Here is a 23,724-nt window from a genome sequence, read left to right on the forward strand (position 1 = left end):
AACTTCTTAGCCTGCCGTCTTTATCCTGTTAATACTCCCTCTTTTGTCCGCGCCTGAATGACCTGTTTTACTATTAAAAAATGATCGTTCCACCCTTTTTTTAGCATTTAAGAGGAATTATCTGGCAGAGCTGTCTACATTTATTCCTTGTGAGTTGAACCTCTGAATGGATGCACAGTACAGTCGCGGGCAAATTATGCATAAAACTTATTCTGGCCAGTCCCTTACATTGCTCGACCCGCTGTTATCCCGGCTTCTTTCTATTGTTGACCCCAAAATAGAAGTGATGAGTGGTTACCCTGCTAATTGCTCAGTGTGGCTCACTGTCTATTATCAGCGTAAATCGCGTAAGTGGTCTTACGAATGGTACGATCGTGTGGGTTACCACAGGCCGACTGAGCTGGGCAGCTCAATGGAATGTCTGATGCGCGAAGTCAGCGATCGTGGCGCGTCGCATCAGGAGCACCTGATAGCGCGACGGGCGATGGCAGAATCGGTTTTTTTTGAAGCCTGATTTGAAGTCTGAATAGCCTGCTTTGTCCCGCAGGCTGAATTCACCGGGCTTTCGCTATATTATCTGCGTAATAAACAGAATCGAACGACGCTGCTGTTGTGCCAGCTGATGGCGAATGCAGTGGATACGCTTATACCGCCGCGACTGCCCTTCCAGCCAGCGTGAGCGGCGGCGATGCACCTGCCGTAACATTCTCCAGCGCGCCACTTCATTTCTGCTTCGTTTCATCACTTCCTCTCTGACGTCATACACACGAGATATACGCGAGGGCATTATAGAGATCTCTGCGGTAATGCCAAATCGGATCCTTCATCGAGGATGTCCGGGATAAAGGGTTCCGTTAGCCGTCATCTGCACGTAAACTTGCCGGACGAAAGCGCGAACGGGATGTCCACTTTATGACCACTTTTTATACCCTGATCAGCTGGCTGCTGGTGTTTGGTTACTGGCTGCTGATCGCCGGGGTTACGCTGCGCGTGTTAATGAAGCGACGGGCTGTGACATCCGCGATGGCCTGGCTACTGGTGATCTATATTCTGCCGCTGGTAGGGATTATCGCTTATCTCTCTTTTGGCGAACTGCATCTGGGTAAACGTCGCGCGGAGCGCGCCCGCACCATGTGGCCATCCACTGCCCGCTGGCTTACTGACCTTAAGCAGTGCCGTGAAATTTTTGCCACCGAACACAGCGACGTTGCGCGTTCGCTGTTTGAGCTTTGCTACCATCGTCAGGGCATCGCCGGGGTCAAGGGCAACCAGCTGCAGCTGCTCACCAGCGCCGACGACGTGATGCAGGCGCTGATTCGGGATATCCAGTTGGCCCGCCACAACATTGAGATGGTGTTCTACATATGGCATCCCGGCGGTCTGGCGGATGAAGTGGCGGAATCGCTGATGGCGGCATCACGCCGTGGCGTTCATTGCCGTCTGCTGCTCGACTCTGCGGGCAGTGTTACCTTTTTCCGCAGTCCCTGGGTCGGCATGATGCGCAATGCCGGAATCGATGTGGTGGAAGCGTTGCAGGTCAGCCTGCTGCGCGTCTTCCTGCGACGGATGGATCTGCGTCAGCACCGCAAAATCGTACTCATTGATAACTACATCGCTTATACCGGCAGCATGAACCTGGTCGATCCGCGCTTCTTTAAGCAGAGCGCGGGTGTCGGTCAGTGGATTGACCTGATGGCGCGAATGGAAGGCCCGGTGGCGACGGCGATGGGGATTGTTTTCAGCTGCGACTGGGAGATAGAGACCGGCAAACGCATTTTACCGCCGCCGCCCGATCGCAACATTATGCCGTTTGAACAGGAGAGCGGCCACACCGTGCAGGTGATCGCCTCCGGCCCCGGCTTCCCGGAAGATATGATCCATCAGGCGCTGCTGACTGCGGTCTATTCGGCACGTGAACAGTTGATCATGACCACGCCCTACTTAGTGCCGAGCGACGATCTGCTGCATGCTATCTGTACGGCGGCGCAGCGTGGCGTCAATGTCAGCGTGATTGTGCCTCGTCACAATGACTCGCTGCTGGTTGGCTGGGCCAGCCGCTCCTTCTTCAGTGAGTTGCTGGAAGCGGGCGTGAAAATTTATCAGTTTGAAGATGGCCTGCTGCACACCAAAAGCGTGCTGGTCGACGGACAACTGAGCCTGGTGGGAACCGTGAACCTAGATATGCGCAGTTTATGGCTGAATTTTGAAGTGACGCTGGTGGTTGATGATGCGGGATTTGGCAGCGATCTCGCCTGTGTGCAGGATGACTATATCGCCCGTTCCCGCCTGCTGGATGGCAAGCGCTGGGCAAAACGTGCCTGGTGGCAACGCATCGTCGAACGACTGTTTTACTTCTTCAGTCCTTTACTGTAAAACGAGCCAGATTGTGTAAATGGCCGCAGGCCGACAGGACAGACTATGGATTTAAATAATCGCCTTACCGAAGATGAAACGCTGGAACAAGCCTACGATATTTTTCTCGAACTGGCCGTCGACAATCTTGATCCGGCAGACGTCATTCTCTTCAATCTGCAGTTCGAAGAGCGCGGTGGCGCAGAGCTGTTTGATCCGTCTGAAGACTGGAAAGATCATGTCGATTTCGACCTGAACCCGGACTTCTTCGCCGAGGTGGTGATTGGGCTGGGTGAAGCGGACGGTGAACCGATCACCGACGTCTTTGCTCGCGTGCTGCTGTGCCGCGAGAAAGACCACAAACTCTGTCATATCCTGTGGCGTGAGTAAGCGTCAGATTTGATAAGAAAACGCCGGGCGATTGCCCGGCGTTTTGCATTATAGCGGATCGACTTTCAGACAGGAGACCGCGTGGTTGAAACTGCCTTCCAGCAGCGGTCGGGTTTTCGCACACTCCGGACCGGCAATCGGACAACGGGTGCGGAACACGCAGCCTGATGGCGGCTTGATCGGCGACGGCAGCTCCCCCTCCAGCAGCTGAATCTGCTTGTTCTTCTCCTTGTCCGGATCGGGAATCGGCACCGCGGACATCAGCGCACGGGTGTAAGGATGCTGAGGATTGCTGTAGACCTCTTTGTAGGTACCCAGCTCCACCGCATGCCCCAGATACATTACCAGTACCCGGTCAGAGATATGTTTCACCACCGCCAGATCGTGCGCAATGAAGATCAGCGATAAGCCCATTTCGCGCTGCAGCTGCTGCAGCAGGTTAACCACCTGGGCCTGAATCGAGACGTCCAGTGCGGAGACCGGCTCATCACAGATAATCAGCTTAGGCTCCAGAATCAGCGCGCGGGCGATACCGATACGCTGACACTGACCGCCCGAGAACTCATGCGGATAGCGGTTAATCAGGTTAGGCAGCAGACCCACTTTCATCATCATATTTTTGACGCGGTCTTTCACTTCCTGACGCGCCATTTTTGGATGATAGGTTCGCAGTGGCTCTGCGATAATATCGCCGATGGTCATACGCGGGTTCAGTGATGCCAGCGGATCCTGGAATATCATCTGGATATCGCTTCGTGCCTTGCGCCACTCCTCTTCACTTTGCCCCAGCAGATCACGGCCTAACCAGGCGACCCGACCTTCGGTCGCCTTCACCAGCCCGATAATGGCGCGCGCCAGGGTCGATTTACCACAGCCAGACTCGCCTACCACGCCCAGGGTTTCCCCCTCATACAGACGCAGGCTGACACCATCGACTGCTTTCAGGGTTTTTGATGGCTGCCAGAACCACTGCCTGCCATCTTTGATGTCGAAATGCACCTTGAGGTCGGCGATTTCCAGTAACACTCTTTTTTCAGCTACGGTGCTCATACTAACTCCTCCACCGGCTTAAAGCAGGCGCGCAGACGGCCTTCGCCAAAGGGTTCCAGCGGTGGTGCCTGGGTGCAGATATCCATAGCGTGCGGGCAACGCGGCTGGAACGGGCAGCCCTGCGGCAGACGCAGCAGGTTGGGTGGATTACCCGGAATCGTCGTCAGGCTTTCCCCTTCCGCATCCAGACGCGGCACCGCATTAAGCAGACCAATCGAGTAAGGATGTGACGGCTGATAAAAGACATCGCGGGCACGGCCATACTCCATGGTGCGTCCGGCATACATCACCAGCACTTTGTCGCAGATCCCCGCCACCACACCCAGATCGTGGGTGATCATGATAATGGCGGTATTGAACTCGCGCTTCAGGTCGTTGAGCAGCGTCATAATCTGCGCCTGGACGGTAACATCCAGCGCGGTGGTCGGCTCGTCGGCAATCAGCAGTTTGGGACGGCACAGCAGCGCCATGGCGATCATGACGCGCTGACGCATACCGCCGGAGAACTCATGCGGGTACATCTTCATCCGCTTGCGCGCTTCCGGCATTTTCACCGCATCGAGCATTCTCACCGACTCTTCAAACGCCTGCGCGTTGTTCATCCCTTTATGCAGCTTAAGCACTTCCATCAGCTGCTCGCCCACCCGCATATAGGGGTTCAGCGAGGTCATCGGGTCCTGGAAGATCATCGCAATCTGTTCGGCGCGCAGTTTATTGAGCTTGTTCTCGGGCAGATTCAGGATCTCTTTGCCATTAAACATTGCCGATCCGCCAATGCGGCCATTTTTCGCCAGCAGCCCCATCAGGGCAAAGGCGGTTTGCGACTTGCCGGAACCGGACTCACCGACAATGCCCAGCGTCTCACCGGCGCGCAGCGAGAAGTTCAGGTCGTTAACGGCGGTAACATCACCATCGTGCGTGCCAAAGGTGACGCGTAAATCTTTGACCGTAAGTAGCTGTTCGCTTCCCGCGCGGGCCGCCATTGCTGGCTGGAATTCATGAATAGTCATCGGGAAACTCCTTAACGATCTTTCGGGTCGAGGGCATCACGCAGGCCATCGCCGATAAAGTTGAAACAGAACAGCGTGACGACCAGGAAGCCTGCCGGATAGAGCAGCAGCCACGGCGACACTTCCATCGAGTTTGCCCCGTCGCTGAGGAGTGCGCCCCAGCTGCTCAGCGGCTCCTGCGTACCCAGTCCCAGGAAGCTCAGGAAGGATTCAAACAGGATCATGCTCGGCACCAGCAGCGAGGCGTAAACCACCACCACGCCCAGCACGTTCGGCACGATGTGGCGCACCACGATTTTCCAGGTCGATACCCCGCCCACATGGGCCGCTTCGATAAACTCTTTGCGCTTCAGGCTCAGCGTCTGGCCACGCACAATACGCGCCATATCGAGCCAAGAAACCATGCCGATAGCAGCAAAAATCAGCAGGATATTGCGACCAAAGAAGGTCACCAGCAGGATCACGAAGAACATAAACGGGAAGGAGTTAAGGATTTCCAGAATACGCATCATCACCGAGTCTGTTTTGCCGCCGAGATAGCCAGCAATCGAGCCATAGAGCGTCCCGACAATCACCGCGATGAGCGCAGAAGCCACGCCCACCATCAGCGAGATGCGGCCACCGATAGCCACACGTACCAGCAGGTCACGACCCGAAGAATCGGTGCCGAACCAGTGACCAGAAGTGGTATCGGGCGGCGAGGACATCATGGCCCAGTCGGTATCGTCGTAGGTAAACTGCGCCAGCATCGGCGCAAAGATCACGAACAGGGTGATCAGGAACAGCACCAGCAGGCTGATGGAGGCAGCGCGGTTATGAATAAAACGACGACGCGCGTCCTGCCAGAGACTACGCCCTTCTACTTCCAGCTTCTCACTGAACGCATCAAGAGCTTCGCTGTTTTTCTTACTTAACATCATGGCGAACTCCGCAATCAGTAACGAATTTTGGGATCGATAACGGCATAGAGCACGTCAACAATCGCGTTGAATACGATGGTCAGCAAACCAACCAGAATGGTCAGGCTCATTACCAGCGAGTAGTCACGGTTCAGCGCGCCGTTCACAAACAGCTGACCGATGCCCGGCAGACCGTAGATCGACTCAATCACCATCGACCCGGTGATGATGCCGACAAACGCCGGTCCCATGTAGGAGATCACCGGCAGCAACGCGGGCTTCAGCGCATGACGCATTACAATGCGGCGCAGCGGTAACCCTTTGGCGCGCGCGGTGCGGATAAAGTTGGAGTGCATCACTTCAATCATCGACCCACGGGTGATACGCGCGATACTGGCGATGTAAGCCAGCGAGAGCGCCACCATCGGCAGCAGCATGTAGTTCCACTGCCCGCCATTCCAGCCGCCGCCCGGCAGCCACTTCAGGGTAATGGCGAACAGCAGAACCAGCAACGGCGCGACCACGAAACTGGGTATCACCACGCCGGTCATTGCCACCCCCATCACCGCAAAATCCCACAAGCTGTTCTGTTTGAGCGCAGCGATAACTCCGGCCGTGACGCCAAGTACCACCGCCAGCAGAAACGCGGCCAGGCCAAGTTTGGCCGAGACCGGGAACGCATGCGCGACCAGGTAGTTGACCGAATAATCTTTGTATTTAAAGGATGGGCCGAAGTCGCCGTGCGCCAGCTGCACCAGGTAATCGACATACTGCTTACCGATAGGATCGTTGAGGTGATATTTCGCCTCAATGTTGGCCATCACTTCCGGTGCCAGGGTGCGCTCGCCAGTAAACGGGCTGCCGGGTGCCAGTCGCATCATAAAGAAGGAGATGGTAATCAGGACGAACAGCGTCGGGAGCGCTTCAAGCAAGCGACGCAGGATGAATTTTAACATTGCCGTACCTACCAGGCTGTTGCTTCACAACATATAAAAAAAATTAAAAGGCGGCGCCAGACGCGCCGCCACTGCTGATAGCCTGAATGCTATTAGTGTTTGATGATGTAGAAGTTTTTATCCAGGGTTTTATCCAGTGGATCTTTACCGGTATAACCGCCGACATAAGGTTTCACCAGACGGGTATTCACGTAGTAGTAAACCGGGACGATGGTGCTGTCTTTATCCATGATCTGCTCAGCCTGCTGATAGTCAGCTGCACGGGCTTTAGCATCCGGGGCCTTAATCGCGTCGCGAATCACTTTGTCAAACGCATCGCTCTTATAGTGCGAGGTGTTACTGCTGCTGTTGGACAGCATGGTGTTCAGGAAGGAAGTCGGTTCATTGTAGTCCGCACACCATGCCGCACGGGAAACATCGTAGTTACCCTGATGACGGGTATCCAGGAAGGTTTTCCACTCCTGGTTTTCCAGCTTGATGTTCACGCCGATATTTTTCTTCCAGATCGAGGAGGCAGCAATCGCCAGCTTTTTGTGCAGATCGGAGGTGTTATAGAGCAGGTTAAAGGTCAGCGGTTTGTCGGCAGTGTAGCCCGCTTCGGCCAGCAGCTTTTTCGCCTCGGCATTACGCTTGTCCTGTGACCATTTGAACCAGTCTGGCGGCAGAATGTCCATGCCGTCGGTCGCTGGTGGCGTGTAGCTATAGGCAGGTTTCTGGCCCTGCGCCAGCACTTTATTCACCATGATGTCACGATCCAGACCCAGCTTCAGGGCAGCGCGCACGCGCGGATCGGTGAATGGCGCTTTCTGGTTGTTGATTTCGTAGTAATAGGTGCAGAGGTAAGGATCGACGTGCAGCTCTTTACCGTTGTCACGCTGCAGCTTTTTAAACAGCTCAATTGGCAGGTTGTTATAGGTCATGTCGCTGCCGTTCTCGGAGAAGTAACGGTTAACGTCGCTGACTTCTGAACTGATCGGCAGGAAGGTGACCTTGTTCAGCACGGTGTGTTCGTTGTCCCAGTAGTTTGGGTTACGCACCAGGGTGATACGCTCGTTAATCACGTGCGCGTCCAGCTTAAAGGCTCCGTTGCCGACCCAGTTCTGTGGCTGCGTCCACTGATCGCCAAACTTCTCAATCGCCGGTTTGTAGACCGGTGACATGACGGAGTTGATCAGCAGCTTATCAAAATAGGGAACCGGCTCACTCAGGGTGACTTCCAGCGTGTGATCATCAATGGCTTTGACGCCCAGATCGGTAATGGGCTTTTTACCGGCGATGATGTCATCGACGTTCAGGATATGACCATATTGCGGATAGCTGGCGTAAGGTGACGCGGTTTTAGGATCGACCAGGCGCTCCCAGCTGTAGACGAAGTCCTGCGCAGTGACCGGCTCGCCATTGGACCATTTCGCATTTTTGCGCAGGTGGAAAGTCCACACTTTGAAATCTTTATTTTCATAGCTTTCCGCTACGGCCGGGATCGGTTTACCGTTGCTGTCATTGACCAGCAGACCTTCGTAAAGATCACGCGCCACGTTATCTTCCGGAACACCTTCGATTTTGTGCGGATCCAGCGACTGGACTTCATCGCCATTGCCGCGAACCAGCTCCTGTTTTGCGGCCAGCTCAACGCCCGCAGGCACCGTTGCTGCGAAAGCCGCATTCCCTGCCAGCGCACTCACTGCGGCGAAAACGCCCGCTGCAATCAGGCTTTTTTTCGTGATGTTGTTCATTATTACACTCCAGTTTTATTATCGTCACCGTGGCGATGCTCTGCCCCGGCGTCCCCCGTCTGCGGGCTCCCTGGCCTGTTACCAGGGAGATTGACCCCAAAAAAAGGTCTGTTTGCTGATGCGCTTTCCGACTGTCTCGCCGAACGGGCGATCAGATCAGTATTTTTTGATGAAATAGTACTTCAGGTCTGTCATGTCCTGCGGGTCTTTGCCCGTGAAGCCGCCAACCCAGGGCTTCACCAGGCGCACACTTACGCGGTAGTAAACTGGCACAATTGGTGAGTCTTTGTCGAGTTGTGTTTCAGCCTGCTGATACAGGCCGGCACGCTGCGCCTCGCTGCCCGCCGTCAGCGTCTCCGCCATCAGACGATCAAAGATCGCGCTGCTGTAAAACGCGGTGTTGATCGAGGCGTTGCTGATCAGCATGTTCAGGAAGGTTGAGGGTTCGTTGTAGTCGGCACACCAGGTGGCGCGCACCACGTCATACTGCGCCTGATGCCGGGTCTCCAGCATGGTTTTCCACTCCTGATTCTGCAGCGTCACCTTAGCACCCAGGTTTTTTTGCCACATCGACGCGGCCGCAATCGCCTGCCGTTTGTTCTGATCGGAAGTGTTATAGAGCAGCGTAAAGGTCAGCGGATTGGCAGCATCAAAGCCGGCCTCTGCCAGCAGCTTTTTCGCGGCTTCATTACGCTGCGCCTGCGTCCAGGTAAACCAGGCAGGTGGAGTGAGTTTGATACCGGCGGTGAAAGGCGGCGTCAGGCTGTAAGCCGGAATCTGCCCCTGGGCCATGATCTTATTGGCTATCACCTCGCGATCGAGGGTCATTTTCAGCGCGGCACGCACCCGTGCATCGGTAAACGGCGGCTTTTTGTTATTAATCTCGTAGTAGAAGGTGCAGAGCAGCGGGCTGACCTTCACTTCATCGCCCAGCTCTTTGCGCAGCTTGCCAAACATCTCTGGTGGCACCGCACTGTTGGTAATATCCGTGCCGCCGCTGCGGTAGCGATTGATATCACTGTTTTCAGAAGCGATCGGCAGGAATGTGCCCTGCTCGATCACCGTGTGCGCATTATCCCAGTAGCGAGGATTGCGCTTCACGACAATTTTTTCATTCACTACCCAGTCGCTCAGCGTGTAGGCGCCGTTACCGATGTAATGACCCGGGCGGGTCCAGGCTTCGCCCCACTGCTTAATGGCAGGCGCATAAACCGGCTTCATCGCCGTATGCGCTAACATCGCCACCAGGTAAGGAACAGGCTCACTCAGGGTAATCTGCAGCCGATGGGCATCCAGCGCCTTCACGCCCAGCTGATCGGGTGACGCTTTACCGGTAAGGATGGCATCAATATTGGCAAAATGGGCGGCCTGCAGATAGCTGGAGTAAGGCGACGCGGTTTTCGGGTCCACCAGACGGCGCCAGCTGTAGACGAAATCAGCGGCGGTAACCGGCTCACCGTTGCTCCACTTCGCATCCTCCCGCAGATTAAAAATCCAGACGGTGGGTTGCGGGTTTTCCCAGCTTTTAGCGACGCCAGGGACGACCTGCCCGCTGTTATCGGTATTGACCAGGCCGTCCAGCAGGTTGTGAATAATATTGGATTCCGGCACGCCTTCGGTTTTATGCGGATCCAGCGAGGAGACTTCACTGCCGTTATTGATCACAATCTGTTGCTGCGCGGCCAGAGTTGTACCCGGCGGCACCGTGGCGGCATAGGCCGGCGAAAAAGCCATTAACAAAACGACTGCGAGTTTTGACCGCTGCTGCTGCAAGTTCTTCATCCCAATCATGCGAAACGCCAACCTTAAATTAAGTATCCCGACAGGCTTAAGCAAAAAGCGTTCTCACTTTGGGCTTTCGGAGAAAAAATTTTACGTTGGGCCAAAAATTATCAGAAGCCGCGAAGGCGCGCCAAAGCAAAATAGCTAAAATGTTAACTAATTCTCTTTTATCATGAGAAGTCAGGCAGCGGAAGTGTTAATTTTCGTCCTGAAAATATCATATCGATATGAAAAATAGACTATTTAGCTGGAAACCCCTCTTAAGAGCAGAAAGCAGCGGCAAACAGCCTCTTTTTTGGCACTTATATTGGGAAATCTGGCTTCAGCGTGATGAAATTTAAGATAGCGTGATTATTCTGGCAGTTTGTGAGGCTTACAAGAAAATAGAGAGCAGAATATCGTGTGAAAATAGTGACATTATTTCGCAGAAAAAAGTCTGTGAGCCAGCGCGCAGTAATGAAATTTATAATTGCCTGATTCTGTTAAGCACAACGAATAATTGCATCGTAATGGTGCATAAAATGCCCCTTCTGCACCATTACGGATCATTATTTCACTTCACTCTCTGAAATAAGTGAGCGTTTAATTGAGTAAGCCGGGAAAAATGGACTTCATGCCGGTGACAACAAATTCGATCCCCAGAGCCATCAGTAACAGACCCATAATACGCGTAATGACATTGATACCGGTCTGGCCAAGAATACGCACCATTAACGGCGCGGCCCGAAAGAGTAACCAGCAGCAGAATGCAAAGATGGCTATCGCCAGAGTGAACCCCAGCAGATTTATCCAGCTGTGGTAGCGGGTGCTCCAGACGATGGTCGAACTGATAGCACCCGGTCCCGCCATCAGAGGCAACGCAAGCGGCACAACCCCCACACTTTCACGAATCGCCGTTTCTGACTTCTCCTGCTTATTCTGCTTATCTTCGCCCAGCTTGCCGCTGATCATCGACATCGCAATGGTGACGACCAGGATCCCACCCGCGATGCGGAAGGAGTCAATCGAGATGCCAAACACATGCAGAATCGCATCACCAAGGAACAGTGACGTCCAGAGAATAATAGCAACCGCCAGATTGGCAGTGAGGTTGGTTTTGTTACGCTCAGCCACCCCCTGATAACGGGTCATGCTGATGAAGACCGGAATAATTCCCACCGGATTGACCAGCGCAAAGAGCCCGACAAAAAATTTTATATAGCCTGATAAATCTAACAGCGCAGGGTTCACGACTTTACTCCGTACCACAGGGGGGGAAAACGCGCCTAATGTATGTGAAAACAGGCACGGACGCCAGATGCTGACTCAGCTATTTATACTGTTGAATGACGGAGCATCCAGCGCTTTACCCCAGAGATTAAAAAGTGACTGGATTTAGCCGCTACCAGGCTGATGACGTGAAGAGGTAACCAATTTGATACACAAAGGGCGTAAAGGGGAGCTGAAAGGTGTCAGCTTGCGGTTAAATTGATCTGCATCAAAATTGCCCTACCCCAAACCAGGTAATCTTTTCGCAACGGAAGTATTAGCGGCAGCGAAGAAAATCTCACTGACTGCAACAGAAGACTAGTTCAGTAAACAGTTGAAAATCCGGGCGTTCTGACCCAGTCCAGCGCCTTATGGCAACGTGACTATACTCAGGGCGCAGGATTGTTTACTAAAAAAGTTTAACTTCCTTCAGGAGAACACCATGGCCGTAACCAATGTCGCCGAACTTAATGCACTGGTTGAACGTGTAAAAAAAGCCCAGCGTGAATATGCCAACTTTTCTCAACAACAGGTCGACGCTATCTTCCGTGCCGCCGCCCTCGCCGCCGCAGACGCCCGAATCCCGCTTGCCAAGATGGCCGTTGCCGAATCCGGTATGGGCATCGTCGAAGACAAAGTAATCAAAAACCATTTTGCTTCAGAATATATCTACAACGCTTATAAAGATGAAAAAACCTGTGGTGTGTTAGCCACGGATGATACTTTCGGCACCATTACCATCGCCGAACCTATTGGCCTGATTTGCGGTATCGTCCCGACGACCAACCCCACTTCAACCGCCATCTTCAAAGCATTAATCAGCCTTAAAACCCGTAACGGCATCATTTTCTCTCCCCATCCACGCGCCAAAGATGCGACCAACAAAGCTGCAGACATCGTATTGCAGGCGGCGGTGGCTGCCGGTGCGCCAAAAGATATTATCGGCTGGATCGACGCACCTTCCGTTGAGCTGTCAAATCAACTGATGCATCACCCTGACATCAACCTGATTCTCGCCACTGGCGGTCCGGGCATGGTGAAAGCGGCTTACAGCTCCGGTAAACCTGCGATTGGTGTCGGTGCGGGTAATACGCCGGTCGTGATTGATGAAACCGCCGATCTGAAACGTGCGGTTGCGTCGATTCTGATGTCGAAAACCTTTGATAACGGGGTTATCTGCGCCTCTGAACAATCGGTGATTGTGGTCGATTCAGTCTATGACGCGGTGCGTGAACGTTTCGCCAGCCACGGCGGTTATATGCTGCAGGGTGCCGAACTGAGTGCGGTGCAGAATATTATTCTGAAAAACGGCGGCCTGAATGCGGCCATCGTAGGCCAGCCAGCGTTCAAAATTGCGGAGATGGCCGGTATCAGCGTGCCACCGAGCACTAAGATTCTGATTGGCGAAGTTAAGCTGGTTGATGAGTCTGAGCCGTTCGCCCATGAGAAACTCTCACCAACCCTTGCGATGTATCGGGCGAAAGATTTCCAGGATGCGGTCGCGAAAGCAGAAAAACTGGTCGCCATGGGCGGTATCGGCCACACCTCCTGTCTCTATACCGATCAGGACAACCAGACCGAACGCGTTCACTACTTCGGCGACAAAATGAAAACCGCGCGTATTCTGATCAACACCCCCGCCTCGCAGGGCGGTATCGGCGACCTCTACAACTTTAAACTGGCACCGTCTCTGACGCTGGGTTGTGGTTCGTGGGGCGGAAACTCTATTTCTGAGAACGTCGGTCCAAAACATCTGATCAATACCAAAACTGTCGCCAAGCGAGCTGAGAATATGTTGTGGCATAAACTTCCTAAATCCATCTACTTCCGTCGGGGTTCACTGCCAATTGCGCTGGAAGAAGTGGCAACGGATGGCGCGAAACGTGCCTTTATCGTCACTGACCGCTTCCTGTTCAATAACGGCTATGCCGACCAGGTGACCCGCGTGCTGAAATCACACGGCATTGAAACGGAAGTGTTCTTCGAAGTTGAAGCTGACCCGACGCTGAGCATCGTGCGTAAAGGTGCTGAGCAGATGAACAGCTTCAAACCGGATGTCATCATCGCGCTGGGCGGTGGCTCACCGATGGATGCCGCGAAAATCATGTGGGTGATGTACGAACATCCGGAAACACACTTCGAAGAGCTGGCGTTACGTTTCATGGATATCCGTAAACGTATCTACAAGTTCCCGAAAATGGGTGTCAAAGCGCGCATGGTTGCCATTACCACCACGTCCGGTACCGGTTCTGAAGTCACGCCGTTTGCTGTAGTGACTGATGATGCGACGGGTCAGAAATATCCGCTCGCTGACTACGCGCTGACGCCTGATATGGCGATTGTCGATGCCAACCTGGTGATGGATATGCCGCGTTCACTCTGCGCCTTCGGCGGTCTGGATGCCGTGACGCATGCGCTGGAAGCTTATGTATCAGTGCTGGCGAATGAATACTCTGACGGACAGGCGCTGCAGGCACTGAAACTGCTGAAAGAGAATCTGCCAGCCAGCTATGCCGAAGGGGCTAAAAATCCGGTGGCGCGTGAGCGCGTACACAATGCCGCCACTATCGCCGGTATTGCGTTTGCCAACGCCTTCCTCGGGGTTTGTCACTCAATGGCGCATAAGCTGGGTTCAGAGTTCCATATCCCACACGGCCTGGCCAACGCCCTGTTAATCTCTAACGTTATTCGCTACAACGCGAATGACAACCCGACTAAACAGACCGCTTTCAGCCAGTACGATCGCCCTCAGGCGCGCCGTCGCTACGCCGAGATTGCTGACCATCTGGGTCTGAGCGCACCGGGCGACCGCACCGCGCAGAAAATTGAGAAGCTGCTCGCCTGGCTGGATGAGATTAAAACTGAACTTGGTATTCCGACCTCTATCCGTGAGGCGGGTGTGCAGGAAGCGGACTTCCTGGCGAAAGTCGATAAACTGGCCGATGATGCGTTTGATGACCAGTGTACCGGTGCTAACCCTCGTTATCCGCTGATTGCTGAACTGAAACAGATTATGCTCGATACCTACTACGGTCGTGAATTTGTCGAACCGTTCTCAAGCGTAGCCGAAGCCATTGCCGAGCAGCCGGTAAAAGGTATTAAGCTTGAGAAGAAAGCCAAAAAAGTCTGATAGTGCCGTTCTGACTGTCTGATAAAAAAACCCGCCCAGGCGGGTTTTTTTATTGCCTGAACAATAGGGTTAATTCAGCGGAGTCTGAGCGCCGTGGATCGCCTGCAACGATCCCTGCTCTATCGCCTGTTTATAATGCTTACGGCAGACTGAGATATAGCGTTCGTTACCGCCAATCACCACCTGCTCACCCTCACTGAAAGGTTTGCCCTCGCTATCCAGTCGCAGAACCATACTGGCCTTGCGCCCACAGTGACAAATAGTTTTGAGTTCAACCAGCTTATCTGCCCACGCCAGCAGATACTGACTGCCAACAAACAGTTCACCGCGAAAATCCGTTCGCAGGCCATAACAGAGCACCGGGATATCAAGGTCGTCTACGACATCTGACAGCGCTTTAACCTGCTCGCGGGTCAGGAACTGACTCTCATCAACCAGAACGCAGTGGACAGGCTGAACGGCATGTTCAGCAGCGATGTCCCTGTAGAGGGATGTCTCTGCGTTGTATAGCAAGGCCGGTGACGACAGTCCGATACGGGAGCTCACCTGCCCGGCACCAAAGCGGTTATCGATTTCAGCGGTGTAAACCAGCGAACGCATGCCGCGCTCATGATAGTTATATGAGGATTGTAGCAGTGCGGTCGATTTCCCTGCATTCATGGCAGAGTAATAGAAATAGAGTTGAGCCATCGGGGCGTATCTTCATCAGGACTGAATGGAATGGCGCGCATATTACCACAAAGCGGCGGCAATACGTTGCGGTTGATGAGTGAATAAAGTGTAACGGCTGGCCGTTTATTCCTCTGCATGCCGTTTCCAGCGCCTGTTATGTGCACTGCCGAACGGGATAAGTTTTGCTTATTTTAACCGCAACAAAAGCAATGACATTTTTGTAGCTGACCTGAATACATTAAATTTATTTGATATCGGACTAAAGGAAAATATTTTTATTCTGCATAACTGTGAAATCTTTTGGTAAAACTTGTTTTTAGTCACCTGTGTAATTAGTGATATACATATTTTTATGATTGCAGTTATTTTATGTCGCCACTACTATTAGCGGGCAACACAACTTTTCCCTTATTCAGAGACCAGGACAATGAGCGAAGCACTAAAAGTTCTTAATAATATCCGTACGCTGCGCGCCCAGGCCAGAGAGTATTCCGTTGAAATACTGGAAGAGATGCTGGAAAAGCTGGACGTAGTAGTAAAAGAGCGCCGCGAAGAAGAGTCACATTTTCAGGCAGAAAATGAAGAACGCACGCGTAAGCTTAACCAGTATCGTGAAATGCTACTGGCTGATGGTATTGACCCGAATGAACTGATTAACGCGCTGACCGACACACGGACTGCGGCAAAAGGTAAACGCTCAGTACGTCCGGCAAAATATGGTTACACCGATGAAAAAGGCGAGTCCAGAACGTGGACCGGTCAGGGCCGCACACCGGCCGTGATTAAAAAAGCGCTGGAAGAACAGGGTAAAAAGCTGGACGATTTTTTACTATAAAGACCCGCAGGGTGACTGCCTTTCTGGCAGCCTGATGCGCAATAAAAAAGGAAGCCGGAGCTTCCTTTTTTTCTTTTAATCAGTTACTCAGACGCGGTAAAAATCGCGGTACCAGTCCACAAAGTTTTTAACGCCCTCTTCGACCCCGGTCTGCGGTTTGAATCCAATTGCCTTAAACAAGGCTTCGGTGTCCGCACTGGTTTCCAGTACATCTCCAGGCTGCATTGGCATCAGATTCTTCCTGGCAGTAATACCCAGGGCTTTTTCAATCGCTTCGATATAGTTCATCAACGTGACAGGCTGACTGTTTCCAATATTATAAACGCGATAAGGCGCTGAACTGGTTGCCGGCGATCCGGTTTCAACCGTCCAGTTGTCGTCCTGTTGTGGAATAACATCCTGCAGGCGAACGATGGCTTCAGCAATATCGTCAATATAGGTAAAGTCGCGTTTCATCTGGCCCTGGTTATAAACGTCAATCGCTTTACCGGCAATCATTGCACGGGTGAATTTGAATAACGCCATATCCGGACGGCCCCACGGGCCATAGACCGTAAAGAAGCGCAATCCTGTGGTCGGCAGCTGATAGAGATGCGAGTAAGTGTGTGACATTAACTCGTTGGCTTTTTTGGTCGCTGCATATAAAGAAACCGGATGATCAACGCTATCTTCGGTTGAGAACGGCATCTTGCGATTCAGACCATAGACTGAACTGGATGAGGCGTAGAGCAGATGTTCAATTTTATGATGACGGCAACCTTCAAGGATATTGAGGTGACCAGTCAGATTGGAGTCTGCGTAGGCATGAGGATTTTCAATGGAATACCGGACACCAGCCTGAGCGCCAAGATGGATAACGCGCTGGAATTTTTGCTGATCGAACAGTGACGCCATTGCGTCACGGTCCGCCAGATCCATCTCAATAAAAGTAAAGCCAGGATCGGCCTTAATTAAATTGAGACGGGCATGCTTGAGATTTACGTCGTAATAATCATTCAGGTTGTCGATACCGACAACCTGGTGACCGGCGGCCAGCAGACGCTGGCTGACATGAAAACCAATAAAACCTGCGGCGCCGGTGACCAGAAAGTTCATAAATCCCTCGTTAATTATGCAGTTTGAATAGACGCTCCGCGGCCGATTGCATAATAAACGAAACCGCGTTTGCTGATACGCTCTGGATCATACAGGTTACGACCATCAAAAATCACGGCTTCTTTCAGTGCATTTTTGATGATGTCGAAGTCAGGCGCACGGAAGTTTTGCCACTCCGTACAGATGACCAGGCCGTCAGCGCCCTGCAGTGCGGCTTCTTTGGTACCCATCAGCTTAAGATCGCTGCGGTGACCGTAGATGCGCTGTGCTTCATCCATCGCTTCCGGGTCAAACGCCTGAACAGATGCGCCGGCTTCCCACAGCGTTTCCATCAGCACACGGCTGGAGGCTTCACGCATGTCGTCAGTGTTCGGCTTAAATGACAGGCCCCAGAGCGCAAACGTTTTACCTTTCAGATCGTCACCAAAATGACGCTTGATAAAGGTTGGCAGTTTGTTTTTCTGGTTGTCATTCACATCTTCCACGGCCTGCAACAGACGTGGCTGATAGCCAATTGACTCAGCGGTACGGATTAACGCCTGCACATCTTTCGGGAAGCAGGAGCCGCCATAACCACAGCCAGGATAGATAAAGTGGTAGCCAATGCGGGGATCGGAACCGATGCCCTGGCGTACTTTTTCAATATCCGCGCCTAAACGTTCAGCCAGGTTAGACATCTCATTCATAAAGCTGATTTTGGTGGCCAGCATGCAGTTTGCTGCATACTTGGTCAGCTCTGCGCTGCGGATATCCATCATGATCATACGATCGTGGTTACGGTTAAACGGCTCATAGAGCTCGCGTAACAGTTCTACCACGTCGTCGTTGTCAGTACCGACAACGATACGTTCTGGACGCATACAGTCATTAACTGCAGCACCTTCTTTGAGGAATTCCGGGTTAGATACCACATCAAAGGTGATGTTGGCGTCACGCGCTTTCAGCGCTTCCGTCATTACCGCACGAACTTTGTCTGCTGTGCCAACCGGAACGGTTGATTTGTCGATAACCACTTTGTGATCGTTCATATGCTGCGCAATGGTGCGCGCTACGGCGGTCACATATTTCAGATCGGCAGAGCCGTCTTCATCTGGTGGAGTACCAACTGCAATAAACTGCATAACACCATGGTTTACGCCCATCTCAGCATCAGTGCTGAACTTCAGACGACCCGCTTCGTAATTGGACATTACCAGCGGCGTTAAACCTGGTTCGAAAATAGGAATGATGCCTTTTTTCAGATTTTCGACTTTGTTTTCGTCGACATCAATGCAGAGAACGTCATGTCCGACTTCGGCTAACACCGCAGCCTGAACCAGACCGACATAGCCGATACCAAATACAGTGACTTTCATCGAGTTATCCTGTGTTTATGAATTACTTTTTGTTGCCAACTGCGCCATCGAGCCATTCAGAAAAATCTTTGCCCAATACCGGATGACGAACACCGTACTCAACGAAAGCCTGCATGTAGCCCAGTTTGTTACCACAGTCATGGCTGACGCCTTTCAGGTGATATGCTTCAACTGTCTCTTTTTCCATCAGCATCGCAATGGAGTCAGTCAGCTGAACTTCGCCGCCTGCACCTGGAGGCGTTTTAGCCAGCAGTGGCCAGATCGCTGAAGAGAGAACATAACGACCTACTACGGCCAGGTTTGATGGGGATTCTGACGCTTTAGGCTTCTCAACCACACCGACCATTGGTGCGCTGTCGCCTGGGTTCAGTTCTGCGCCCTGGCAATCGACAACACCGTAGGCAGTCACATCGGCAACCGGCTCAACCATGATCTGGCTGCGGCCAGACTCTTCATAACGGCTCAGCATCTCTGCCAGGTTATCTTTGGTTGGGTTAGATTCATATTCGTCGATGATGACGTCTGGCAGGATAACCGCAAACGGCTCATCGCCGATCAATGGGTGTGCACACATTACAGCGTGACCCAGACCTTTAGCGATACCCTGACGAACCTGCATGATGGTGACGTGTGGCGGGCAGATTGACTGGATTTCATCCAGCAGCTGACGCTTAACGCGTTTTTCCAGCATTGATTCCAGTTCGAAGCTGGTATCAAAGTGGTTTTCGATGGCATTTTTTGATGAATGCGTTACCAGCACAATTTCGTTGATGCCAGCAGCGATACACTCGTTAACGACATACTGGATTAACGGCTTATCAACCAGCGGTAACATTTCTTTAGGAATCGCTTTGGTAGCCGGGAGCATACGCGTACCCAAACCCGCTACCGGGATTACCGCTTTTTTTACTTTGGTATTATTGGCAGACATTAAGATACCTCTCTTATAGGCCGTTCAAGTTAATACTTGATATGTCGGTTTAAAATCGGAAATGAGTATATCAGTTAGTATCGAACGGATTTATCCTGGAAGGCATCAAACCGTCGAAATTAAGACTATTACCCAACAGTAAAGTTAAACTCTGGCCCTGTCCTCAGCGCCAGAATTCCTCTGTTTTTATGGCTTATTCTTCCGTCGATAGCATCAGCCGAATGCGCCCGCCCGCGCCCCAGACGTGGCATTGCCAGTTTTCTGCGCGCTGACTGATCTGATTAAGGTGGGTGCTGCCCATAGTGCCAAGTGGGACACCATTGCTGAGCTGAATCTGATGGGCATGAACATGGAGTGTGGCATTCAATCCGGCCGAAACCAGGATTAAGTTCTTTAATCCGCGATGATAGTACCCAACCAGTAACGGGAACTGGCCGCTCAGGTTAGCCTGGCGCAGTAACAGATTGACCTGTCTGAGCAGCCCATTGAGTTCCGGCAGACGCTGTTTTTGCCCGGTCAGTTGCTCCTGCAGCAGGCCATTGAACAGTGCCCGCAGCAGCAATGCTGCCAGCACGCCATTATCACCGGCACGGGTCACGTCCAGACAGTAGAACGCCAGATCTTTGTCGGAGAGCGCCGCGATATCAAGCACCAGCCCAGGCTGCTCGGCCATCGTCAGCTGACGATAGTTAACCCGGCAGTTGGCGATAGTCTGTTGCACCGGGGGCTGGAGTTGCTTGAGCAGCTTGGCAGCTGCTTTAGGATCACGAACCAGCGCATCCCAGTCCTGGAACAGTTGTTCATCCTCTTCCACTTTCGAAGTGAACATAGAGGGATAGAGACATTCATAGACCGCTTCACGGAAGCGCTCAAAGTTTTTCAGTGGCTTAAGCAGCACATCCTGCACCCCGAGACGCAATACATGCGCAATATCCGACATGTTCTCGGTGGCTGAGATGATTAAAATCGGCACAATGTTGCCGCGGGTACGAATGTGCTCAACGAACTGGATGCCGCTCATGCGGGGCATTTCCAGATCGCAGATAATCAGGTCGACAGTATGCTGTTGTAGTTGTGCAATTGCTTCCAGACCATCTTCCGCTTGTAACGTCACAGCACCCATCGATAACAAAAATTGGTCCAGCAACGAACGGAAAACAGCCTCATCTTCGACAATGAGTATCTTTTTGCCGAGTAGTGGTTTTTCCATTCTTTCCCCCTGCGTACCAGATATTTCAATAGTGGTTCATAAAACGCAGTTGCGCCTTTAAGAATTGGCTGAAGTCACCGCTTTGAATGAACAACCTGATTATCTGCCACGGACCAGTGGTAATAGTTCATCCATTTTCTTCTCTACGGCGGCCTTGCCTGCTTCAATGGCTTCCTCAGCACGGTGAAAATCCAGCGTCGAAATTTGCGGACAGACCGGCTGAATCAAAACATCGGGCGGATCGCCCGCCATGCGATTCCGCTTCAGGCGATTTTCCAGCACCTGGATAGAGGTGGACATAATCTCCATCGCGCCAGGTGACTGAGACGCACGGCGCTGGCTGAAATTCACCAGACGCTGACGCAGCTTCCCACCCCAGCTCAATGCCGCTGCGGCAGCTTCTTCTTCGCTATTCTGCGGTGTCACGGAAAAGAGATCCTGCTGCATTAAATGCGCGTCATGCTGTAAGTCAACGGCGATAACAATGTCTGCCCCCAGGGCGCGGGTAAGTGAAATCGGCACCGGATTGACCACGGCACCATCCACCAGCCAATACCCATTGTAGCCCACCGGCGGTAATAAACCTGGCATACTGCATGAAGCGCGTACTGCCTGATGCAGATCGCCCTCGGTCAGCCAGAGTTCACGACCGGTACTGAGGTTCGTCGCCACCACGCCAAAGGGTTTATGACAGTGCTCTATCGTGTCATTAGGGATCAGCTGACGAACATGGCTAAAGACCCGCTCACCGCGCAGCAGTCCGCCACGCTGCCAGGAGACATCCATCAGGCGAATAACATCCCAGTAGCGAAATGCACTGACCCATTTTTCCATCAGCGGCAGGCGGTTATTCACATAGGCAGATCCGACTAATGCCCCGACAGAGCAGCCCGCAACGACGTCGATCTCAATACCTGCACGCTCCAGCGCGTTGATCACGCCGATGTGCGCCCATCCTTTGGCCGCTCCAGAACCCAGAGCCAATCCAATTTTTACCTTTCTCATTTCTGTCTGGTCCTGCCGTCAATACGTAGCATCACAACACGGGGTCAGCTAACATAGCGCGCTTGTAAAATCGACCCATCATTCCCGGGAGATAATGTGTCAGAAACCTGCCCATGTTGTAGCGGAGAGCAGTATAGCGTATGTTGCGAGCCCTTTCTTCAGGGTAACCAGATTCCTGTTACCGCTGAACAACTTATGCGATCCCGTTATTGCGCTTATGTTCAGCATAATGCGGACTATCTGGTTGCGACCTGGCATCCTGAGAAGCGTCATCCGGCGCTGTCAGGGCTTTTATCTGAAAGTTTTCCAGGAACCGACTGGCTCAGCCTGAATGTAACCCGTTGTAATCATGGAAGCCATGAGAACGAAGCTTTCGTTACCTTTTTTGCGCGATACCGCGAGAAAACCAACATTCAGGCCATTCATGAATGTTCACGCTTTCTTCGCGAGGATCAACGCTGGTACTATGTTGACGGTACAGCACCGCCCGTGGGGCGTAACGATCGCTGCCCGTGCGGCAGTGAAAAAAAATACAAAAAATGTTGTGGTTAAGCTGACGGCTACCCCAGCGGTTTTACCCCTAATGCTTTGACAGGACTCTGATTGAGATGCAAGCGCAAACCATGCAAAGAAAAGTTTTACGAACCATTTGTCCCGATGCAAAAGGTCTGATCGCCAAAATCACCAATATTTGTTACAAGCACGAACTTAATATCGTGCAGAACAATGAGTTTGTTGATCATCGCACCGGGCGTTTTTTCATGCGTACCGAGCTGGAAGGGATTTTCAACGACAATACCCTGCTCGCCGACCTCGACAGCGCCCTGCCCCAGGGTTCAGTCCGGGAACTGCACAGCGCCGGTCGTCGTCGCGTGGTGATTCTGGTCACTAAAGAGGCGCATTGCCTGGGCGATCTGTTAATGAAGAGCGCGTTTGGCGGCCTGGATATGGAAATTGCGGCGGTAGTGGGTAACCACGATACCCTGCGTTCGCTGGTTGAGCGTTTCGATATTCCCTTTGTGCTGGTGAGCCATGAGGGACTGACGCGGGAAGAGCACGATAACCGCATGGTGGAAGAGATTGACCGCTATCAGCCCGATTACGTGGTGCTGGCGAAATATATGCGCGTCCTGACGCCCGCCTTTGTGCAGCGTTATCCGAACCAGATTATCAATATTCACCACTCCTTCCTGCCCGCCTTTATCGGTGCCCGTCCCTATCATCAGGCTTATGAACGCGGCGTGAAGATCATCGGTGCCACCGCGCACTATGTGAACGACAATCTCGATGAAGGCCCAATCATCATGCAGGATGTGATAAACGTTGATCACAGCTACACCGCCGATGAGATGATGCGCGCCGGTCGCGACGTAGAAAAGAATGTCCTTAGCAACGCACTGTACAAAGTGCTGGGTCAGCGCGTGTTCGTTTACGGCAACCGCACGATTATTCTTTAATCAGCCAGTGCGCTGAATTGTCTGCAGATTCAGCGCTACGCGTAAAAAGTGGGCAAACAGTTGCGGTTTTGCCAGTGGGCGCTTTACACCCTTATCGCATTTGGTATGATGCGCCCCGCTTTAAGAGAGAAAGATTCAGGCCATGGTGGGATTCCCGAGCGGCCAAAGGGAGCAGACTGTAAATCTGCCGTCACAGACTTCGAAGGTTCGAATCCTTCTCCCACCACCATCTGAATCTGAATCATCTTAAGCCACATCACTATCCCAGGTGGGATTCCCGAGCGGCCAAAGGGAGCAGACTGTAAATCTGCCGTCACAGACTTCGAAGGTTCGAATCCTTCTCCCACCACCATCTCGTATGCTGCACAAAATCCCAGACCGATACCTAAGCTTCCTGCTCTGCGGGGAGAGGGATGAGAACCTTCGATTAAGGTTCGGGTCGAGCATCGCGAGACAACGCGCTTCAGCGCGGCCCGCAGGGTGAGGCGCAACGCGCCGAATAATCCTTCTCCCACCACCATCTCGTATGCTGCACAAAATCCCAGACCAATACCCAAGCTTCCTGTTCGCCCCCACGTTCATGCCCGCTTTTGCACAATCTCAGCCTGTTCCGC

At 52.6% G+C, this 23,724-nt stretch carries 21 protein-coding genes, 2 tRNA genes and 1 other RNA gene; 10 read left to right on the plus strand and 14 right to left on the minus strand.

Annotated elements, in window-relative coordinates; translation table 11 throughout:
* The first annotated feature begins 196 nt into the window (after positions 1-196).
* Positions 197-514 (plus strand): hypothetical protein, encoded by a 318-nt coding sequence (locus FOV68_RS02425; RefSeq protein WP_031593132.1) that lies wholly within the window; start codon positions 197-199, stop codon positions 512-514.
* A 54-nt stretch (positions 515-568) separates the two neighbouring features.
* Here the strand turns inward: FOV68_RS02425 and FOV68_RS02430 are convergent, their stop codons facing one another.
* Positions 569-742: a YciY family protein gene (locus FOV68_RS02430; RefSeq protein WP_003853917.1), complete on the minus strand. Its 174-nt coding sequence runs from the start codon at positions 740-742 to the stop codon at positions 569-571.
* A gap of 170 nt (positions 743-912) precedes the next feature.
* On the opposite strand from FOV68_RS02430, the gene cls reads away from it, so the two are divergent.
* Both cls and FOV68_RS02440 read left to right on the plus strand, forming a co-directional pair.
* A complete protein-coding gene (cls, locus tag FOV68_RS02435) occupies positions 913-2,373 on the plus strand; it encodes a cardiolipin synthase (RefSeq protein ID WP_010244396.1) in 1,461 nt (486 codons plus the stop codon).
* 45 nt (positions 2,374-2,418) lie between these two features.
* Positions 2,419-2,742, plus strand: coding sequence for an HI1450 family dsDNA-mimic protein (locus FOV68_RS02440; protein ID WP_003853921.1), 324 nt, complete (start codon positions 2,419-2,421; stop codon positions 2,740-2,742).
* 48 nt (positions 2,743-2,790) lie between these two features.
* On the opposite strand, the gene oppF is transcribed toward FOV68_RS02440, so the two are convergent.
* The 7 genes from oppF to FOV68_RS02475 form a co-directional block, all read right to left on the minus strand.
* A complete protein-coding gene (gene oppF / locus FOV68_RS02445) occupies positions 2,791-3,792 on the minus strand; it encodes a murein tripeptide/oligopeptide ABC transporter ATP binding protein OppF (protein WP_143990261.1) in 1,002 nt (333 codons plus the stop codon).
* Complete coding sequence (locus tag FOV68_RS02450) at positions 3,789-4,802, minus strand: ABC transporter ATP-binding protein (protein WP_010244386.1); 1,014 nt, start codon at positions 4,800-4,802, stop codon at positions 3,789-3,791. The genes oppF and FOV68_RS02450 overlap by 4 nt, the downstream gene beginning before the upstream one ends.
* A gap of 11 nt (positions 4,803-4,813) precedes the next feature.
* Positions 4,814-5,722, minus strand: a complete 909-nt coding sequence (gene oppC / locus FOV68_RS02455; RefSeq protein ID WP_010244382.1) for an oligopeptide ABC transporter permease OppC — start codon at positions 5,720-5,722, stop codon at positions 4,814-4,816.
* Positions 5,723-5,736: 14 nt separating this feature from the next.
* Positions 5,737-6,657 (minus strand): oligopeptide ABC transporter permease OppB, encoded by a 921-nt coding sequence (oppB, locus tag FOV68_RS02460; protein WP_010244379.1) that lies wholly within the window; start codon positions 6,655-6,657, stop codon positions 5,737-5,739.
* A 92-nt stretch (positions 6,658-6,749) separates the two neighbouring features.
* Positions 6,750-8,390: an oligopeptide ABC transporter substrate-binding protein OppA gene (gene oppA, locus FOV68_RS02465; RefSeq protein WP_031593134.1), complete on the minus strand. Its 1,641-nt coding sequence runs from the start codon at positions 8,388-8,390 to the stop codon at positions 6,750-6,752.
* Positions 8,391-8,546: 156 nt separating this feature from the next.
* Entirely contained in the window at positions 8,547-10,172 is a 1,626-nt protein-coding gene (locus tag FOV68_RS02470; protein WP_143990262.1) for an ABC transporter substrate-binding protein, read from the minus strand.
* A gap of 582 nt (positions 10,173-10,754) precedes the next feature.
* Positions 10,755-11,402 (minus strand): YchE family NAAT transporter, encoded by a 648-nt coding sequence (locus FOV68_RS02475; protein WP_010244367.1) that lies wholly within the window; start codon positions 11,400-11,402, stop codon positions 10,755-10,757.
* Positions 11,403-11,862: 460 nt separating this feature from the next.
* On the opposite strand from FOV68_RS02475, the gene adhE reads away from it, so the two are divergent.
* Entirely contained in the window at positions 11,863-14,550 is a 2,688-nt protein-coding gene (gene adhE, locus FOV68_RS02480; RefSeq protein ID WP_039386255.1) for a bifunctional acetaldehyde-CoA/alcohol dehydrogenase, read from the plus strand.
* A 69-nt stretch (positions 14,551-14,619) separates the two neighbouring features.
* On the opposite strand, the gene tdk is transcribed toward adhE, so the two are convergent.
* Positions 14,620-15,240: a thymidine kinase gene (tdk, locus tag FOV68_RS02485; RefSeq protein WP_031593137.1), complete on the minus strand. Its 621-nt coding sequence runs from the start codon at positions 15,238-15,240 to the stop codon at positions 14,620-14,622.
* Between the two features lie 409 nt (positions 15,241-15,649).
* Here tdk and hns point away from each other — a divergent pair, with 409 nt between their 5' ends.
* Positions 15,650-16,057, plus strand: a complete 408-nt coding sequence (gene hns / locus FOV68_RS02490) for a histone-like nucleoid-structuring protein H-NS (RefSeq protein WP_031593138.1) — start codon at positions 15,650-15,652, stop codon at positions 16,055-16,057.
* A gap of 87 nt (positions 16,058-16,144) precedes the next feature.
* Here hns and FOV68_RS02495 read toward each other — a convergent pair whose 3' ends face one another.
* The 5 genes from FOV68_RS02495 to rssA all read right to left on the minus strand — a co-directional run bounded on the left by FOV68_RS02495 (position 16,145) and on the right by rssA (position 21,653).
* Positions 16,145-17,152 carry an NAD-dependent epimerase gene (locus FOV68_RS02495; RefSeq protein WP_143990263.1) on the minus strand — a complete coding sequence of 336 codons (1,008 nt, stop codon included), beginning with the start codon at positions 17,150-17,152 and terminating at the stop codon, positions 16,145-16,147.
* 14 nt (positions 17,153-17,166) lie between these two features.
* Positions 17,167-18,507 (minus strand): UDP-glucose/GDP-mannose dehydrogenase family protein, encoded by a 1,341-nt coding sequence (locus FOV68_RS02500; RefSeq protein WP_031593141.1) that lies wholly within the window; start codon positions 18,505-18,507, stop codon positions 17,167-17,169.
* Between the two features lie 22 nt (positions 18,508-18,529).
* Positions 18,530-19,438, minus strand: coding sequence for a UTP--glucose-1-phosphate uridylyltransferase GalU (gene galU / locus FOV68_RS02505; RefSeq protein ID WP_031593142.1), 909 nt, complete (start codon positions 19,436-19,438; stop codon positions 18,530-18,532).
* Between the two features lie 193 nt (positions 19,439-19,631).
* Positions 19,632-20,648 (minus strand): two-component system response regulator RssB, encoded by a 1,017-nt coding sequence (gene rssB / locus FOV68_RS02510; protein ID WP_010244345.1) that lies wholly within the window; start codon positions 20,646-20,648, stop codon positions 19,632-19,634.
* A gap of 99 nt (positions 20,649-20,747) precedes the next feature.
* Positions 20,748-21,653 carry a patatin-like phospholipase RssA gene (rssA, locus tag FOV68_RS02515; protein WP_010244341.1) on the minus strand — a complete coding sequence of 302 codons (906 nt, stop codon included), beginning with the start codon at positions 21,651-21,653 and terminating at the stop codon, positions 20,748-20,750.
* Positions 21,654-21,749: 96 nt separating this feature from the next.
* Between rssA and FOV68_RS02520 the strand changes: the two genes are divergently transcribed.
* The 5 genes from FOV68_RS02520 to FOV68_RS02540 all read left to right on the plus strand — a co-directional run bounded on the left by FOV68_RS02520 (position 21,750) and on the right by FOV68_RS02540 (position 23,630).
* Positions 21,750-22,205: a YchJ family protein gene (locus FOV68_RS02520; protein ID WP_029519106.1), complete on the plus strand. Its 456-nt coding sequence runs from the start codon at positions 21,750-21,752 to the stop codon at positions 22,203-22,205.
* Between the two features lie 56 nt (positions 22,206-22,261).
* Positions 22,262-23,110 carry a formyltetrahydrofolate deformylase gene (purU, locus tag FOV68_RS02525; RefSeq protein ID WP_003852258.1) on the plus strand — a complete coding sequence of 283 codons (849 nt, stop codon included), beginning with the start codon at positions 22,262-22,264 and terminating at the stop codon, positions 23,108-23,110.
* Between the two features lie 144 nt (positions 23,111-23,254).
* Positions 23,255-23,339: transfer RNA gene (locus FOV68_RS02530), tRNA-Tyr, on the plus strand.
* 38 nt (positions 23,340-23,377) lie between these two features.
* A tRNA-Tyr gene (locus FOV68_RS02535) sits at positions 23,378-23,462 on the plus strand.
* Positions 23,463-23,502: 40 nt separating this feature from the next.
* Positions 23,503-23,630, plus strand: a non-coding RNA gene (locus FOV68_RS02540) — RtT sRNA.
* Positions 23,631-23,724 lie beyond the last annotated feature (94 nt).

The sequence above is a fragment of the Pantoea sp. paga genome (assembly GCF_007558755.1).
Taxonomy (GTDB): Bacteria; Pseudomonadota; Gammaproteobacteria; order Enterobacterales; family Enterobacteriaceae; genus Pantoea; species Pantoea agglomerans.

Excerpts from the sequence above, each read along its gene's own strand:
- FOV68_RS02440 (WP_003853921.1), top strand. The coding sequence starts at position 2,419 with ATGGATTTAAATAATCGCCTTACCGAAGATGAAACGCTGGAACAAGCC.
- rssB (WP_010244345.1), bottom strand. The coding sequence starts at position 20,648 with ATGGAAAAACCACTACTCGGCAAAAAGATACTCATTGTCGAAGATGAG.
- tdk (WP_031593137.1), bottom strand. The coding sequence starts at position 15,240 with ATGGCTCAACTCTATTTCTATTACTCTGCCATGAATGCAGGGAAATCG.
- FOV68_RS02500 (WP_031593141.1), bottom strand. The coding sequence starts at position 18,507 with ATGAAAGTCACTGTATTTGGTATCGGCTATGTCGGTCTGGTTCAGGCT.
- oppF (WP_143990261.1), bottom strand. The coding sequence starts at position 3,792 with ATGAGCACCGTAGCTGAAAAAAGAGTGTTACTGGAAATCGCCGACCTC.
- galU (WP_031593142.1), bottom strand. The coding sequence starts at position 19,438 with ATGTCTGCCAATAATACCAAAGTAAAAAAAGCGGTAATCCCGGTAGCG.
- FOV68_RS02470 (WP_143990262.1), bottom strand. The coding sequence starts at position 10,172 with ATGAAGAACTTGCAGCAGCAGCGGTCAAAACTCGCAGTCGTTTTGTTA.
- FOV68_RS02425 (WP_031593132.1), top strand. The coding sequence starts at position 197 with ATGCATAAAACTTATTCTGGCCAGTCCCTTACATTGCTCGACCCGCTG.
- rssA (WP_010244341.1), bottom strand. The coding sequence starts at position 21,653 with ATGAGAAAGGTAAAAATTGGATTGGCTCTGGGTTCTGGAGCGGCCAAA.
- hns (WP_031593138.1), top strand. The coding sequence starts at position 15,650 with ATGAGCGAAGCACTAAAAGTTCTTAATAATATCCGTACGCTGCGCGCC.
- oppA (WP_031593134.1), bottom strand. The coding sequence starts at position 8,390 with ATGAACAACATCACGAAAAAAAGCCTGATTGCAGCGGGCGTTTTCGCC.
- adhE (WP_039386255.1), top strand. The coding sequence starts at position 11,863 with ATGGCCGTAACCAATGTCGCCGAACTTAATGCACTGGTTGAACGTGTA.
- FOV68_RS02430 (WP_003853917.1), bottom strand. The coding sequence starts at position 742 with ATGAAACGAAGCAGAAATGAAGTGGCGCGCTGGAGAATGTTACGGCAG.
- cls (WP_010244396.1), top strand. The coding sequence starts at position 913 with ATGACCACTTTTTATACCCTGATCAGCTGGCTGCTGGTGTTTGGTTAC.
- purU (WP_003852258.1), top strand. The coding sequence starts at position 22,262 with ATGCAAGCGCAAACCATGCAAAGAAAAGTTTTACGAACCATTTGTCCC.
- oppB (WP_010244379.1), bottom strand. The coding sequence starts at position 6,657 with ATGTTAAAATTCATCCTGCGTCGCTTGCTTGAAGCGCTCCCGACGCTG.
- oppC (WP_010244382.1), bottom strand. The coding sequence starts at position 5,722 with ATGATGTTAAGTAAGAAAAACAGCGAAGCTCTTGATGCGTTCAGTGAG.
- FOV68_RS02450 (WP_010244386.1), bottom strand. The coding sequence starts at position 4,802 with ATGACTATTCATGAATTCCAGCCAGCAATGGCGGCCCGCGCGGGAAGC.
- FOV68_RS02495 (WP_143990263.1), bottom strand. The coding sequence starts at position 17,152 with ATGAACTTTCTGGTCACCGGCGCCGCAGGTTTTATTGGTTTTCATGTC.